The following is a 15,024-nucleotide window of genomic DNA, read 5'->3' on the forward strand; positions in this document are numbered from 1 at the left end:
GTCGATTAGATCGCAATCGGGTCGCGCTCGATAAGCCAGCGAATGCGTTCAAGTTTGCTAATGCGCCCTTGAGACCCTTCTCGTAAATCACGATCCACCGCCTCCAATACCTCTTGAAGTAATTTACGGTTTTCTGACTCAATCACGAGTTGTGCCCGTTCCGTTCCTGCTACACGCATCACTGCCTTAGGCACTGGGTCATAGACCTTGAGCCCTTGAACCATCAGTCCTCCAGCCCGTAAGCGGCCTTTGAGCTCAGTCAAAAACTGAAGGGCCTTCGCTAGGCTTTTGGCTTCTGCGTGAACTAGGCCCTGATAAGAGAAGGGGGGCAATTTTGCTTCATCTCTTTCATTGGCCGTATAGGCTAAAAATCCATCAACATCGTGACGTAATAAATACTGAAAAACGGCTGCCTCTGGGTACTGTGTTTCGATATAAATATCACCACCTGCTTGACCTTCTACGCCAGCCCGGCCTGCACGACCAGCTACTTGCACTAACTGTGCAAACAATCTTTCGGCCGCTCGAAAATCTTGTGAGAATAATCTGCTATCGGCATCGAGCACAGCTACCAATCCAATGTTTTGGTAATCATGTCCTTTTGCGATCATTTGGGTTCCCACCACGAGATCTACATTACCAGCATGAATCTCCTGAAACAGTTCTTCAGCGCCTTTGCTCTTCTTACTTGAATCGGTATCAATTCTCAGCACTCTTGCGGCTGGCCATATTTCTTCGATGGAGTCCTCTATTTTTTGCGTTCCTTGACCCAGGACCTTGAGGTCAGCATTTCCACAATCGGGACAATGCTCTGGAATAGCCTTCACTAAACCACAATGGTGGCAACTTAATACGGGCTTTCTGCTTAATGCCCCCGCTTTATGCATCACCATATAGAAGCTGCATTGTTGGCATGAAGATAGCCACGAACAGGCGCTGCAACTCAATACCGGTGCGTAACCTCTTCGATTAATCAATATTAAGCTTTGCTTCTTCTGCTCTAAATTTTTAGTAATGGAATTGACTAGCGTCTTAGTGATGGGGCTTTTATTTACCGGCCTGCCAGCATCTCCTGGACTAAATTGATTTTGTGGATCTCGGGTGTTGATGAGATGGACTTTCGGCAGACTTGCTCCCTGGGCGCGCTGATCTAAACGAATATATTCATAGCGTCCAGCCCTAGCAGCCATCCAGGTTTCGAGCGAAGGCGTTGCAGATGCAAGAAGGATTGGTGCCTTCACATCATGCGCACGCCATATAGCTAAGTCTCGCGCTGAATATCGAATGCCATCTTGTTGTTTATAAGATGGGTCATGTTCTTCATCCACCACAATCGCTCTTAAGTTTGGCATGGGCGTGAGCGCTGCCAACCTTGTTCCCAAAATAATTTGTGCCTTACCTGTCAATGCCTCATACCAGGCAACACCTCTTTGCTTTTCAGGAACAGCACTGTGTAAGACCGACATTTTTTTATCTGGAAAATAGGCGCGTACACGTCTCTCAAGCTGGGGAGTTAAATTAATTTCCGGCACCAGGATTAAAACCTGTGCGCTCTCATCCTCTAGGATTTCACTTAACCAATTTAGAAATACTGCCGTCTTCCCGCTACCGGTTTGACCCTGCAACAAAATGGCTTTGAATTGTTTTTCTTTACTGCAATTGCTTAATGACTCTAGTGCGCGCTTTTGTTCTTCATTTAATTGCGCCGTACTAATGTATCCCTCACTCAGAGCGTTTTCATTTTTTTTCTTTTTGCGTACTTCGGCAGCAGCTAATTTCTGAGGAATTTTTTCCCAGTCTTCAGGCTTTTTCCACATCTGCGGAATAGTCGGAATGATAGTTTCGCCAAGAGCATGAATGTAATACTGGCTAGCAAAATTCATCAGCCTCAATGCCGCAGGATCCAAAGGTGGCAGTGGAGCAATAGCCTCGACCTCTTTTAATTTTTCAATATCAAAATCAGAGTGAGCGCTTACTTTAATTACCATACCAATCAATGAGGAGCGTCCAAAAGGAACTTCTACAAGTTGGCCGATTGTTGGCTTAAGGCCTAGTTTTTGAGCACCCCATATGTAGTCAAAGCCCTGGGCCAAGGGCTTATCTACAACTACTTGAACTACGATGGGAGGGCTCATTTTTTACTTCGATTTTCTATTTTGCTTGTGGATAAGTCTGTGGATATCATCCGATGATTCTGATTTTTAAGCTAATTTACCAGCAATTCAATTTTGCACTCTTTTGGAGCTTTTTATTTATTTTTTATATAAATCAAAAGCTTAAGAGACTATCCGAAAGTTATAGATCACATTTATTGCCAATCTCACTGAATTTCGAATGGTGAGCCAATCTGTGCATAACTTTCAATCAAAATTTGATTTCAAGTTAGCAATTACTCAGGATTAGTGCTTTGATCTAAGAGCCTTGGAGTGATTGATGACCGTTTCGGCCAAAACAGAAACACTTTCAGGGGGGGTAAATTGGGAGATGCCGTGACCTAAATTAAAGACATGGCCATCTAAAGAATGAAGGCCAGGTTTTAGGGCTGGGGCAGCCGCCAAGTCGTCCAGCAGCAGACTAGCCTGTTTAGCTATTTGCTCAGGCTCAGAAAAGAGAATGAGGGGGTCTAAGTTGCCCTGTAGTGCAAGCGGTTTACCTAGGGCAAGCAGCTGTTTCCGGGCTTTGCTCAGGGACATCATCCAATCGATGGCAATCACATCTGCGCCAACTTGAGCCATATCGTTTAGCCAAATACCGCCACCCTTGGTGAACATAATGACAGGGATTTTTTGACCCTCAAATTCACGAGGCATTAAGGCAATCACTTTTTGCATTGCAGCCAAAGACATTGTTTGATACCAACCATCTGGGAGCATGCCACCCCAAGTATCAAAAATCATTAATGCTTGCGCACCTGCTTTAACTTGTTCAATTAAATACGCCGCAACAGACTGTGCGTTGATATCCAAAATATGTTGCAACAAATCTGGACGACTAAACATCATCGTTTTAGCATGACGAAAATCATCTGCGCTAGAGCCATCAATCATGTAGCATGCCAATGTCCATGGGCTTCCGGAAAAACCAATCAATGGAACGCGTTGCTTGCCATCAACCATTAATGCTTTGCGAATTTCTGAAACGGCATCAAATACGTATTTCAGCTGATCCATATCCGCTACACGCAACTTCTTGACGGCTTCTTCATCGCGCAATGGATGATCAAAACTGGGGCCTTCGCCTGCAGTAAATTTCAAGCCCAATCCCATCGCATCGGGGATGGTCAAAATATCGGAGAACAAAATAGCCGCATCCAAAGGATAGCGATCCAAAGGCTGAAGGGTTACTTCAGTTGCGTATGCAGGATTTTTTGCAAGCCCAAGAAAGCTTCCAGCTCTAGCTCGGGTGGCATTGTATTCGGGGAGGTATCGGCCAGCTTGACGCATGAGCCAAAGCGGTGTTTGATCAACCGCTTCGCCCAGGCAGGCCTTTAAAAACCGATCATTTAACAACAAGGAAGTGACCGGTAATTATTTTTTACGACGGAAACGAGCAATTGCAGCCAACTGTGCCGCTGCCATTGCAAACTCAGATTGGGCCAAAGCCAAATCAAAGTCAGTGCCACGATTTTGCATTGCTTCTTCAGCGCGCTTTTTAGCTTCAGTTGCTTTAGCTTCATCGAGATCATGACCACGAATAGCAGTGTCTGCCAATACAGTCACATGGTCTGGCTGAACTTCTAAATAGCCACCCGCTACGAAAACAAACTCTTCATCACCATCGGCTTTTTCAATACGAACTGAGCCTGGACGAATACGTGTAATCAAAGGAGTGTGGCCGCGTAAAATGCCGAGCTCACCACTTTCGCCAGGAAGCGCAACAAACTTGGCTTCCCCGCTGAAAATAGACTGCTCAGCACTTACTACATCGACGCGTATGGTTGACATAATTTCCCTAGATGAATTCGATTAAAGCTTCTTAGCTTTCTCGATGGCTTCATCAATTGAACCCACCATGTAGAACGCTTGCTCTGGCAAGTGATCCAATTCACCGCTACAAATCATCTTGAAGCCGCGGATGGTTTCTTTCAATGGCACGTATTTACCTGGTGAGCCAGTAAATACCTCAGCAACGTGGAAAGGCTGTGACAAGAAACGTTGAATCTTACGAGCACGTGATACAGCCAACTTGTCTTCTGGTGACAATTCGTCCATACCCAAAATCGCAATAATGTCGCGCAATTCTTTGTAACGTTGCAATGTCATCTGTACGTCGCGAGCAACTTCATAGTGCTCTTGACCAACCACTTGTGGGTCGAGCTGACGGCTAGTTGAATCCAATGGATCAACCGCTGGGTAAATACCCAATGCTGCGATGTCACGTGACAACACCACTGTGGAGTCTAAGTGTAAGAAGGTTGTCGCTGGTGATGGATCGGTCAAGTCATCCGCAGGAACGTAAACGGCCTGAATAGAGGTAACGGAACCAGTCTTAGTAGAGGTAATACGCTCTTGCAATTTACCCATCTCTTCAGCCAAAGTAGGTTGGTAACCCACAGCAGAAGGCATACGACCGAGCAACGCAGAAACTTCAGTGCCGGCCAAGGTGTAACGGTAGATATTATCAACGAAGAACAAAATGTCACGGCCTTCGTCACGGAACGCTTCCGCCATGGTCAAACCAGTCAACGCAACGCGCAAACGGTTGCCAGGAGGCTCATTCATCTGACCAAACACCATCGCCACTTTGTCGATAACGTTCGATTCTTTCATCTCGTGATAGAAGTCATTACCTTCACGAGTACGCTCACCAACACCAGCAAACACGGACAAGCCTGAGTGTTGCTTAGCGATGTTGTTAATCAATTCCATCATGTTCACGGTCTTACCAACACCCGCACCACCGAACAAGCCAACCTTACCGCCTTTAGCAAACGGGCAAACTAAGTCAATAACCTTAATACCGGTTTCTAACAAGTCAACAGAAGGTGAAAGCTCATCAAACTTCGGTGCTGGCTGGTGAATTGCACGACGCTCTTCAGTTGCAATCGGACCGGCATCGTCAATTGGGCGGCCCAAAACGTCCATAATGCGACCTAATGTAGCTGGACCAACAGGAACAGAAATTGGCTTGCCAGTAGATTTCACTTCCATGCCACGACGCAAGCCATCGCTTGCACCCATGGCAATAGCGCGAACTACGCCGTCGCCGATTTGTTGCTGAACTTCAAAGGTCAAACCTTTTTCAGCAAATGATTTTTCACCGCTCTCAACTAATGTCAACGCATCATAGATGTTTGGCATTTTGTCACGTGGGAACTGAATGTCCACCACTGGACCGATACATTGCACGATATTTCCGTTACTCATCGCATTTCTCCGCTTTTAATTCCTGAATTCTTTCGTATTCCTAAACGCTGACCGCTTAAACCGCAGCCGCTCCGCCAACAATTTCTGACAACTCTTTGGTAATAGCAGCCTGTCGTGTTTTGTTGTATTCCAATTGCAATTCGCCAATCACGTTCTTTGCGTTATCTGACGCGGCCTTCATTGAGACCATACGAGCAGATTGCTCAGAAGCCATATTTTCAGCAACAGCCTGATAAATCATTGCTTCAACATAACGCTTTAGCAAGCCATTCAAAATCGACTCAGCGTCAGGCTCATAAATGTAATCCCAAGAGTTTCCTGCTTTATCTTCAGGCGCCAGTGCTGCTGGCTCCAAAGGCAAAAGCTTCTCTAAAACAGGCTCTTGTTTCATTGCATTCACAAAGCGGTTGTATGCCAAATAAACAGCATCAATCTCGCCTCGCTCAAACGCCTCTAATTGGGCAACAATTGCGCCAATCAAAACATCCATATGGGGTGTATCGCCAATCTGGATTGTTTGAGAAATCAGTTTTGCTTTTGAGCGATTCAAAAACTGCAGGCCTTTTGAACCTATTGCCGTGTAGACAATCTCAATATTCTTTTCCTGCAAATCGCGCACTTGGTTGGTGATAAAGCGCAGCACGTTGGTATTTAAACCGCCGCACAAGCCTTTGTCTGTCGTAACCAAAATGGTGCCAACTTTCTTAACTTCACGAGTAGCCATGTAAGCAGGGCGAAACTCTGGATTAGCTTTTGAAAGGTTGGCAACAATCTCACGAATTTTTTCGGCATAAGGGCGCGCATTACGCATGCGCTCCTGGGCGCGACGCATCTTGGATGCGGCGACCATTTCCATTGCCTTCGTGATCTTGCGCGTGTTTTGCACGCTCTTGATCTTTGATCGTATCTCTTTTGTGCTTGCCATGATTTATGCGAGCCCTCTTAGAAAGAGGCAGAACGCTTGTAATCCTCAATTGCAGCACGCAAAGCAGCTTCGTCATCTTTGCTCAAGTCTTTGGTTTCTTCAATACGCGCAACTAAGTCAGCATATTTAGATTTCAAATGGTCTTGCAAACCTTTTTCGAATGCCAATACGTTCTTCACTTCGAGGTCATCGAAGTAGCCATTGTTCACTGCGAACAATGAAGCGGCCATTTCCCAAACTTGGAGTGGCTTGTATTGAGCTTGCTTACACAATTCAGTAACGCGACGACCACGCTCGAGCTGCTTACGGGTTGCTTCATCAAGGTCAGAAGCGAACTGAGCAAACGCTGCCAATTCACGATATTGCGCCAAGTCGGTACGAATACCACCAGACAATTTCTTAATGACTTTAGTTTGTGCAGCACCACCAACGCGAGATACAGAGATACCAGCATTAATCGCAGGACGTACACCAGCGTTAAACAAGTCAGTTTCCAAAAAGATCTGACCGTCAGTAATCGAAATCACGTTCGTTGGAACGAATGCAGAAACGTCGCCAGCTTGAGTTTCAATAATTGGCAACGCTGTCAAAGAACCAGTCTTACCTTTTACTGCACCGTTAGTGAACTTCTCAACATATTCAGCATTTACACGAGCAGCGCGCTCGAGCAAGCGTGAGTGGAGGTAGAACACGTCGCCAGGATAAGCTTCGCGGCCTGGTGGGCGGCGGAGCAACAAGGAGATTTGACGATAAGCAACTGCTTGCTTGGTCAAGTCATCGTAAACAATCAAAGCATCTTCGCCGCGATCGCGGAAGTACTCGCCCATGGTGCAACCTGCGTATGCAGAGAGATACTGCATCGCTGCAGACTCAGAAGCACTCGCTGCAACAACAACGGTGTACTCCATCGCGCCCAATTCTGTGAGCTTACGAACAACGTTAGCAATAGTGGAAGCTTTTTGACCAATCGCCACGTAAACGCAATAAACGCCTTTACCTTTTTGGTTGATGATCGCGTCAACCGCAACTGCTGTCTTACCAGTTTGGCGGTCACCAATGATCAACTCACGCTGACCGCGGCCGATTGGAACCATCGCATCAATCGCCTTCAAACCTGTTTGCACTGGCTGACTAACGGATTGACGTGCAATAACGCCTGGAGCCACTTTTTCGATAAAGTCAGTTAACTTGGTATTGATTGGGCCTTTGCCGTCAATTGGTTGACCGAGAGCGTTAACAACGCGACCGAGCAACTCTGGGCCGACTGGAACTTCCAAAATGCGGCCAGTACATTTAACTGGATCGCCTTCTTTAATGTGGGTGTACTCACCCAAAACTACAGCACCAACAGAATCACGCTCAAGGTTCAAAGCGAGGCCGATAGTGTTGTTAGGAAACTCCAACATTTCGCCCTGCATCACACCAGACAAGCCATGAACGCGGCAAATACCGTCGGTCACTGAAATTACAGTGCCTTCGTTGCGAACTTGGGAGTCAACGCCCATTTCGCTAATTCGGCTTTTGATCAGCTCGCTGATCTCGGAAGGGTTGAGTTGCATTACTTACTCCTGGGTCTTATTTCGTATGTTCTTAATAGGGATAACTTATGCGCCAAGACTTGCTTGCATTTGAGCTAACTGTGCTTTCACTGAACTATCCATTACCTCATCACCAACTTGAATGCGAACACCGCCAATCAATGTAGGATCAACCTGAATAGTAGGGCGCAATTCTTTACCCCCAAAGCGCTTCTTCAAACTTGACAACAAATCATTTAGTGCAGAACCCTCTAAAGGGAATGCACTGGTAATCATTACTTCTGCTGCACCTTCGCTCTTGTTCTTCATTGCCTCAAATTGACTTGCAATTTCAGGCACGGCTGCCAAGCGATGGCTCTGGTTTACCAAATTCAAAAAGCTGGCAACCGTAGGATCTAACTTGGTTTTCACCATGCCAGAAAGTAGTTTGCTCAAATCATCGGCGGAAACTTTTGGATTGTTGGATAAAGCAGCAACCTCTGGCAAAGCAGCAAGCTGTGCCAACTCGTTTAACTGCTCCAAAGATCCAGCAAGCTGCGCCGGCTTTACGCTTTGAAAAAGCGCTTCAGCGTAAGGACGTGCAATGGTGGCTAATTCAGCCATATCAAAGTTCTGCCTTTAGTTGATCAAGTAATTGGCCGTGTGCTTTTGCATCAACTTCACGACGCAAAATTTGCTCGGCACCTTTTACGGCAAGAACAGCTACTTCAGCACGCAACACTTCACGTGCGCGTGTTACTTGTTGTGCTGCATCTTGCTGCGCTTGAGAAATGATTCGAGCGGCTTCAGCTTGTGCGTTAGCGCGAATTTCTTCGGCTGACATTTGTGCACGTTTTTCAGCTTCAGCAACGCGTTGAACACCTTCTTGGCGTGCTTTAGATAATTCTTGCTCCGCTTCATTGCTGGCTAATGCAAGCGCTTCTTTGCCGCGCTCGGCAGCAGCTAAGCCATCAGCAATTTTGCTTGAACGCTCATCTAATGCCTTAACAAGTGGTGGCCACACAAAACGTGCAACAACCCACCATAAGACAAAGAAAACGATCATTTGCGCGAATAGGGTCGCGTTCAGATTCACGATATTCCTTTCAGTATTGTTGAGAACCGTTGGATGACCCGTTGGTCACCCACGCCAAAACAATTACTTAATAACTGCGAGCAGTGGGTTTGCGAAAGCAAACAACATTGCAACACCAACGCCGATCAAAAACGCAGCGTCGATCAAACCAGCCAAAAGAAACATTTTGGTTTGTAATTCGTTGATCAATTCTGGTTGACGGGCAGCGCCCTCAATGAACTTACCACCCATTAGGCCAATGCCCAAACAGGCTCCTAATGCGCCGAGGCCGATGATGAGGCCAATACCGATAGCGGTTAGTCCTTGAATGTTGGCTAAGAATGCTTGCATGTTTACTCCTAAGTATTGAAGGTGAGGTTAAAAATAAAAAAGTTAATGGTGACTATGGGCTTGCCCAATGTAAACCAAGGTCAACATCATGAAAATAAATGCTTGTAACAAAATAACCAAGATGTGGAATATCGCCCAAGCCGAGCCAGCAATAACGTTGCCAACAAAGCCAAGCATGTACAAATCTAAGTTAAAGGTCCACATACTTCCCAAGAGGGCGATGAGCAAAAAGAGTAGCTCACCTGCGTACATATTTCCGAAAAGTCGCATCCCCAAGGAAACGCCCTTGGCAATGTATTCGATAATGTTTAAAACCAAGTTGAAAGGTGCCAAGTACCACTTTGCGCCAAAAGGAGCGGAAACCAACTCGTGCAAAAATCCTCCTAGGCCCTTTACTTTGAAGCTATAGAAGAAAACTAGTAGTAGAACTGAGAACGATAAGCCGAAGGTGGCATTTAGATCGGTAGTAGGCACGATCTTGTGGTGCGGAACGTGAACGCCAAAACTGCCAATAAATTGATTTACGCCAAAGATCCAATCTACTGGCACTAAATCCAAAGTATTTAGGAGAATGATCCAGCAAAAAACGAATAGGGCTAGCGGCGCAATGAAAGTGCGGTCGCCATGAACAATGCTCTTAGTTTGGTTATCAACCATCTCAACCAGCATTTCCACTAAACACTGAAAGCGTCCTGGCACCCCAGGGGATGCTCTGCGAGCAGCAAGAACCAAGAGAAAAACGGTAATCAACCCCATTAAAGAGGTCCAAAAGATAGTGTCTAAGTTAATAACACTGAAATCAATGACTGAGTTTTGCGCCCCACCAATATTATTCAGGTTTTGTAAGTGCTCAGCAATATAAGCAGTAGGTGTAAGCGGTTCGCTAGCCACATGATGGGCTACCTCTGCTGCTGCGTTGACTTCGCTAGACATCTCTGAACTTGTCCTTATCTATATTTACCACTTGTTACCTCCAAAACCACGCTAACAAATAACACTTAAGCGTAGCTAAATAGGTGACAAGCAATGGAATCCATTTCAAATCAGGTTGCTTTAGGGCAAAGCCAATAAACAGGAGAATGGTTGCTAGGATTTTTAAAAATTCGCCAGAAACCACTGCCGCTAAATATCCACCAGGGCTTGATTTGACATTCTTTTTTGCTGCATCTAAGCGCACCAAAAACAACGCAGAGGGCAAAAACCCAATCAAGCCACCCACTAAAGCCGAATAAGTATAAACGACTCTTTCTGCCGATTCAGAAAAAAAATAACAAAAACTAGCAATAATCAGGGTAAGCACCACCTGACTTGTAACAACGAGCCATCCATTGATTGAAGTAAAGCTTTTAGGCTTTGCTTTTCGCAATGCATCCATCTCAGACTTGCTGAGGGTCTTAAATGAGTCGTCGTCTAGATCTTCCCATTCGATAGCCTTGATGGGGCGTTCTTTATTCAAGGCCTATACCCAACTTTTTTAGTAAAGAATCTAATTCATCAAATTGACTAAAACGGATTCTGAGCTCGCCCCCCCTACCTTGGAGCTTAAATTCAGTGTTTAGCCCAATCAAATCTGCAATTTCCTGCGTTAGACGGTGCATGTCAGGATCGTGATTTGGCGAAACAATACCCATCTTATTTTTTGCTTTTTTATCCCCAATCTGCCCCCCAGCGATAGCTAAAGCAGTAGACATTCTTTCTGCCTCGCGGACTGAAAGGCCTTGCGCAGCGATTCTTTGCGCCAAAGCAACCTGGCTAGCACCCGGCAAAGGCAAAAGCGCGCGGGCGTGACCCATATCAATATCGCCAGCCAGTAGCATGGCCTGTACTGGTTTTGCCAATTGAGCCAAGCGCAGTAGGTTTGTAATGGCGCTGCGAGACTTACCAACCGCTTTTGCTGCCTGTTCGTGCGTAAACCCAAACTCTTCAATCAGTCTGGCTAAGCCCTGAGACTCCTCCAAAGGATTTAAGTCTTCGCGCTGCATGTTTTCAACCAAAGCCATTGCTGCAGCGGCCTGATCGTCAGCGCTAGAAACCAACACAGGAACCTCTGTTAAGCCGGCAATCGTTGCCGCTCTAAAGCGTCGCTCACCAGCGATGATTTCATATTTACCAGCGCTCACTAAACGCACTAGCAGCGGTTGCATCACACCTTGCTCACGAATACTTTCCGCTAACTCCTGCAGGGCGCCCGCTTCCATTTTTTGACGCGGCTGATATTTACCCGCTTGTAAGGCAGACAATGGCAAACGATTAATTTCAGCTGAAGAAGATGCTTTCTGCGACTTCTCTCCAAGTAGCGCTTCTAATCCTCTACCCAAACCTTTTTTCTTAATTGCAACCATGGTCTTTTAATCTTTCCAGAAATTACATTTGCTTAATACGTTCAATCATTTCGGAGCCAAACTCTAGGTAGGCTTTTGCACCTCGCGAGGATTTATCAAAAGCCACCCCTGGAAGCCCGTAGGACGGGGCTTCAGCCAAGCGGACATTACGCGGAATAATCGTCTTAAATACTTTATCGCCAAAATGCTCGAGCAACTGCTCTGACACTTGCTGTTGCAGCGTCATGCGTGAATCAAACATCACGCGCAGCAAACCAATAATGACTAAGTCTGGATTTAAATTTGCATGGACTTGCTTAATGGTATTTACTAAATCGGACAAACCTTCCAGCGCAAAATATTCACACTGCATTGGAACGATGACGCCATTGGCAGCACACAATCCATTTAAGGTTAGCAATGACAATGCAGGTGGGCAGTCAATCAAAATAAAGTCATAGTCATTCGCAACTTGTGCAAGCGCATCTTTCAAGCAAGATTCGCGCGCATCCATATCCACCAGTTCAATTTCAGCGCCTGCTAAATCTCGATTAGCAGGCAGTACATCGTATGCAGAACTTTCGCAGCGTTGTGCGCAATCTTTTACCGAAGCAAGCCCTATCAATACTTGATAAATACTTCCGCTGAGGTCAGCCTTTTCAATCCCAGACCCCATGGTCGCATTACCTTGAGGATCTAAATCGACTAGTAATACTCGTTGGCCAAGTCCTGCCAAACCAGCGGCTAAATTAACAGCTGTCGTGGTTTTACCAACGCCGCCTTTTTGATTTGCGATACAGAATATTTTTGCCATAGCTGCTTTGTAACTTTGCCTAAGGGGTGAGGGGGGATTTTCTCATGGGGCGCAACACCAAAAGGCGACGCTCCGCGGATAAATTAGGAATGTGCAGCGGTTCATCGGCCAACAACTGCCAATCGTCCATGCAAACTTCTTGCATTTCTTCGTCTGCACGCTTGCCTTTCATGGCAAATACCAAGCCACCGGCCTTAAGCAATGGCAATGAAAGATCTAAAAAGCGTGCAAGGCTTGTAAATGCACGAGAAATAACAGCATCAAATTGGGCTGTTTGCTGCACTGCAACATCTTCAACCCGCTCACTGAGCACTTCAATGTTTTTTAACTTCAACTTTCCACGCACATGCTGCAAGAAAGCAGTCTTCTTACGAACGGCCTCTATTAAAGTAAGTTGCCACTCGGGCTGCACAATAGCAATCGGTATTGCTGGAAGGCCGCCACCCGATCCCAGGTCAGCAATCTTGGGGCTTGAATCGCCCAGAAATTGCCTCATGATTGGCAAAACAGCAATAGAATCAATAAGATGGAGCCTTACAGAGTCTTGCTCACCCTCAATTGCCGTCAGGTTATGCACCTGATTCCAGCGGCCCATTTCTTGCAAAAAGAGCTCTAAATCAGCGATGTTAGTGTCACTTAAATTCAGACCCAACTCCTGAATACCTAGAGCAAGTAAGCCCTCGTTCATGCGGTTTCCTGGGAGCGTCCCAAACCCTTTTTGAGGTGAACCAATAACAAAGAAAGCGCCGCAGGAGTGACTCCTGAAATTCTACCAGCCTGACCCAGAGTGGCGGGCTTGTGTAAGTTAAGCTTTTGCTGAACCTCTTTAGAGAGGCCCAATACCTGGGTGTAGTCCAAGGACTCTGAAAGGGGGAAGGACTCATTGTGCTCTTGACGAGCAATTTCCTGCGCCTGACGGTCAATATAGCCTTGGTACTTTACCGAAATCTCGACTTGGTCACTAATTTGGGCAGCCAAACCCAGGTCATCATCCAACACTCCTGGAGACCATATTCCATTACCCAAAGCAGTAATTGCCTCATAAGTAACGCCCGGACGCCTCAAAAGCTCGGCCAAACTGCATTCATGGGACAGGTCTTGGCCCAATAAATTCGAAACTAGGGGCGCAGCCTCATGTTTTGGCCCAATCCAAATATCTTGTAAACGAGATGTTTCACGTGAAACAGCCTCTTGTTTTCTGCAGAAGACTTCCCAACGATAGTCGTCTACCAATCCAAATTCGCGCCCAATAGTGGTTAAACGCATGTCTGCGTTATCTTCACGAAGGCTCAAGCGATATTCGGCCCTGCTAGTAAACATACGATAGGGCTCTTGTACTCCCCGAGTAATTAAGTCATCCACCAATACGCCTATGTAGGACTCGCTGCGCTTTGGAATCCACGGCTCTTTACCTTGGGAAGCCAATCCAGCATTAATTCCAGCCAACATCCCCTGTGCAGCAGCCTCTTCATAGCCTGTTGTCCCGTTGATTTGACCCGCGAAATACAAACCTCCGATAGCTCGGGTCTCCAAGCTATGGCGTAATTGGCGGGGATCAAAGAAGTCATACTCAATGGCGTAGCCTGGACGAACAATCACGGCGGCCTCTAAACCACGAATACTGCGAACCAAATCCCACTGAACATCAAAGGGTAGGCTGGTGGAGATTCCGTTTGGATAAAACTCGTTTGTTGTGAGACCCTCAGGCTCCAAAAAGATTTGGTGGCTGTTTCTAGAAGCAAAGCGATGAATCTTGTCTTCAATAGAAGGGCAATAGCGGGGGCCTACACCCTCAATCACGCCGGTATACATTGGAGAGCGATCTAGACCACCCCGAATAATGTCGTGGGTCTTCTCATTTGTATGAGAAATCCAACAGGGAACCTGCTTTGGGTGCTGCTCCGGACGACCCAAATAGGAAAAGACTGGAACCGGGTCTAAATCACCCGGCTGTTCTAGCATGACTGAAAAATCAATCGTGCGGCCATCAATGCGTGGGGGCGTTCCTGTCTTGAGCCTTCCTTGTGGGAGCTTTAACTCTTTTAATCGTGCAGATAAGGAAACGGCTGCCGGATCTCCAGCGCGGCCACCCGCATAGTTGTTTAAGCCTACATGAATCTTTCCATCCAGAAAGGTTCCTGCAGTTAAGACCACTTTTTTAGCTGAAAACTCCAGGCCCATTTGGGTAACAACCCCCTGAACCTGGTCACCTTGAACTAAAAGGTCGTCAACAGCCGCTTGAAAAAGGGTTAGGTTTTTTTGATTCTCAAGACGTCGGCGAATTGCTGCTTTATATAAAACCCGATCGCCCTGAGCGCGAGTTGCTCTTACGGCGGGACCCTTGCTTGAATTCAGGATCCTAAACTGGATACCGGCCTCATCGGTTGCGGCCGCCATTGCACCGCCCATAGCGTCAATCTCTTTAACCAAGTGGCCTTTACCAATGCCGCCAATCGAGGGATTACAACTCATAGCGCCTAGGTTCTCAATGCTATGGGTAATTAATAGGGTATCGCATCCCATGCGCGCTGCAGCGAGGGCAGCCTCAGTCCCGGCATGACCGCCGCCAACTACGATGACATCAAAACTTTTGGAATAACGCATGATTTGCCTCAGATAGGGCGATGATCATAGCATTTTGTTTGTTTCACGTGA

Annotated in this window: 15 protein-coding genes; all 15 read right to left on the minus strand. The window is 46.5% G+C overall.

Translation table 11 applies throughout. The annotated features are described in order from the left end of the window. Positions 1-5 precede the first annotated feature (5 nt). Complete coding sequence (priA, locus tag ICN47_RS02855) at positions 6-2,135, minus strand: primosomal protein N' (protein ID WP_216218372.1); 2,130 nt, start codon at positions 2,133-2,135, stop codon at positions 6-8. Positions 2,136-2,399: 264 nt separating this feature from the next. Further along, complete coding sequence (gene hemE, locus ICN47_RS02860) at positions 2,400-3,512, minus strand: uroporphyrinogen decarboxylase (RefSeq protein ID WP_216218373.1); 1,113 nt, start codon at positions 3,510-3,512, stop codon at positions 2,400-2,402. Positions 3,513-3,527: 15 nt separating this feature from the next. Then, on the minus strand, positions 3,528-3,944 hold the full coding sequence (locus ICN47_RS02865) for a F0F1 ATP synthase subunit epsilon (protein ID WP_215299186.1): 417 nt from the start codon (positions 3,942-3,944) through the stop codon (positions 3,528-3,530). Between the two features lie 21 nt (positions 3,945-3,965). Continuing rightward, positions 3,966-5,366: a F0F1 ATP synthase subunit beta gene (gene atpD, locus ICN47_RS02870; protein WP_011901874.1), complete on the minus strand. Its 1,401-nt coding sequence runs from the start codon at positions 5,364-5,366 to the stop codon at positions 3,966-3,968. 55 nt (positions 5,367-5,421) lie between these two features. Beyond that, entirely contained in the window at positions 5,422-6,291 is an 870-nt protein-coding gene (gene atpG / locus ICN47_RS02875; RefSeq protein WP_216189007.1) for a F0F1 ATP synthase subunit gamma, read from the minus strand. Positions 6,292-6,308: 17 nt separating this feature from the next. Next, a complete protein-coding gene (gene atpA, locus ICN47_RS02880) occupies positions 6,309-7,850 on the minus strand; it encodes a F0F1 ATP synthase subunit alpha (protein ID WP_216218374.1) in 1,542 nt (513 codons plus the stop codon). A gap of 45 nt (positions 7,851-7,895) precedes the next feature. Next, the gene (locus tag ICN47_RS02885) at positions 7,896-8,432 is read right to left on the minus strand and encodes a F0F1 ATP synthase subunit delta (RefSeq protein WP_216218375.1); all 537 of its coding nucleotides are present in this window, start codon (positions 8,430-8,432) and stop codon (positions 7,896-7,898) included. A gap of 1 nt (position 8,433) precedes the next feature. Next, positions 8,434-8,904, minus strand: a complete 471-nt coding sequence (locus ICN47_RS02890) for a F0F1 ATP synthase subunit B (RefSeq protein WP_215360594.1) — start codon at positions 8,902-8,904, stop codon at positions 8,434-8,436. A 63-nt stretch (positions 8,905-8,967) separates the two neighbouring features. Then, on the minus strand, positions 8,968-9,234 hold the full coding sequence (gene atpE, locus ICN47_RS02895; RefSeq protein WP_028818346.1) for a F0F1 ATP synthase subunit C: 267 nt from the start codon (positions 9,232-9,234) through the stop codon (positions 8,968-8,970). Between the two features lie 42 nt (positions 9,235-9,276). Then, on the minus strand, positions 9,277-10,167 hold the full coding sequence (gene atpB, locus ICN47_RS02900) for a F0F1 ATP synthase subunit A (RefSeq protein WP_216218376.1): 891 nt from the start codon (positions 10,165-10,167) through the stop codon (positions 9,277-9,279). A 34-nt stretch (positions 10,168-10,201) separates the two neighbouring features. Then, positions 10,202-10,690, minus strand: coding sequence for an ATP synthase subunit I (locus ICN47_RS02905; RefSeq protein ID WP_216218377.1), 489 nt, complete (start codon positions 10,688-10,690; stop codon positions 10,202-10,204). Next, positions 10,683-11,576: a ParB/RepB/Spo0J family partition protein gene (locus tag ICN47_RS02910; RefSeq protein ID WP_216218378.1), complete on the minus strand. Its 894-nt coding sequence runs from the start codon at positions 11,574-11,576 to the stop codon at positions 10,683-10,685. Before ICN47_RS02910 ends, ICN47_RS02905 begins: the two co-directional genes overlap by 8 nt. Positions 11,577-11,598: 22 nt before the next feature. Then, positions 11,599-12,369, minus strand: a complete 771-nt coding sequence (locus ICN47_RS02915) for a ParA family protein (RefSeq protein ID WP_216218379.1) — start codon at positions 12,367-12,369, stop codon at positions 11,599-11,601. 19 nt (positions 12,370-12,388) lie between these two features. Continuing rightward, positions 12,389-13,057, minus strand: coding sequence for a 16S rRNA (guanine(527)-N(7))-methyltransferase RsmG (gene rsmG, locus ICN47_RS02920; RefSeq protein ID WP_216218380.1), 669 nt, complete (start codon positions 13,055-13,057; stop codon positions 12,389-12,391). Continuing rightward, positions 13,054-14,973, minus strand: a complete 1,920-nt coding sequence (gene mnmG, locus ICN47_RS02925) for a tRNA uridine-5-carboxymethylaminomethyl(34) synthesis enzyme MnmG (protein ID WP_216218381.1) — start codon at positions 14,971-14,973, stop codon at positions 13,054-13,056. Before mnmG ends, rsmG begins: the two co-directional genes overlap by 4 nt. Positions 14,974-15,024 lie beyond the last annotated feature (51 nt).

The organism is Polynucleobacter sp. AP-Latsch-80-C2, assembly GCF_018882185.1.
Lineage (GTDB): Bacteria > Pseudomonadota > Gammaproteobacteria > Burkholderiales > Burkholderiaceae > Polynucleobacter.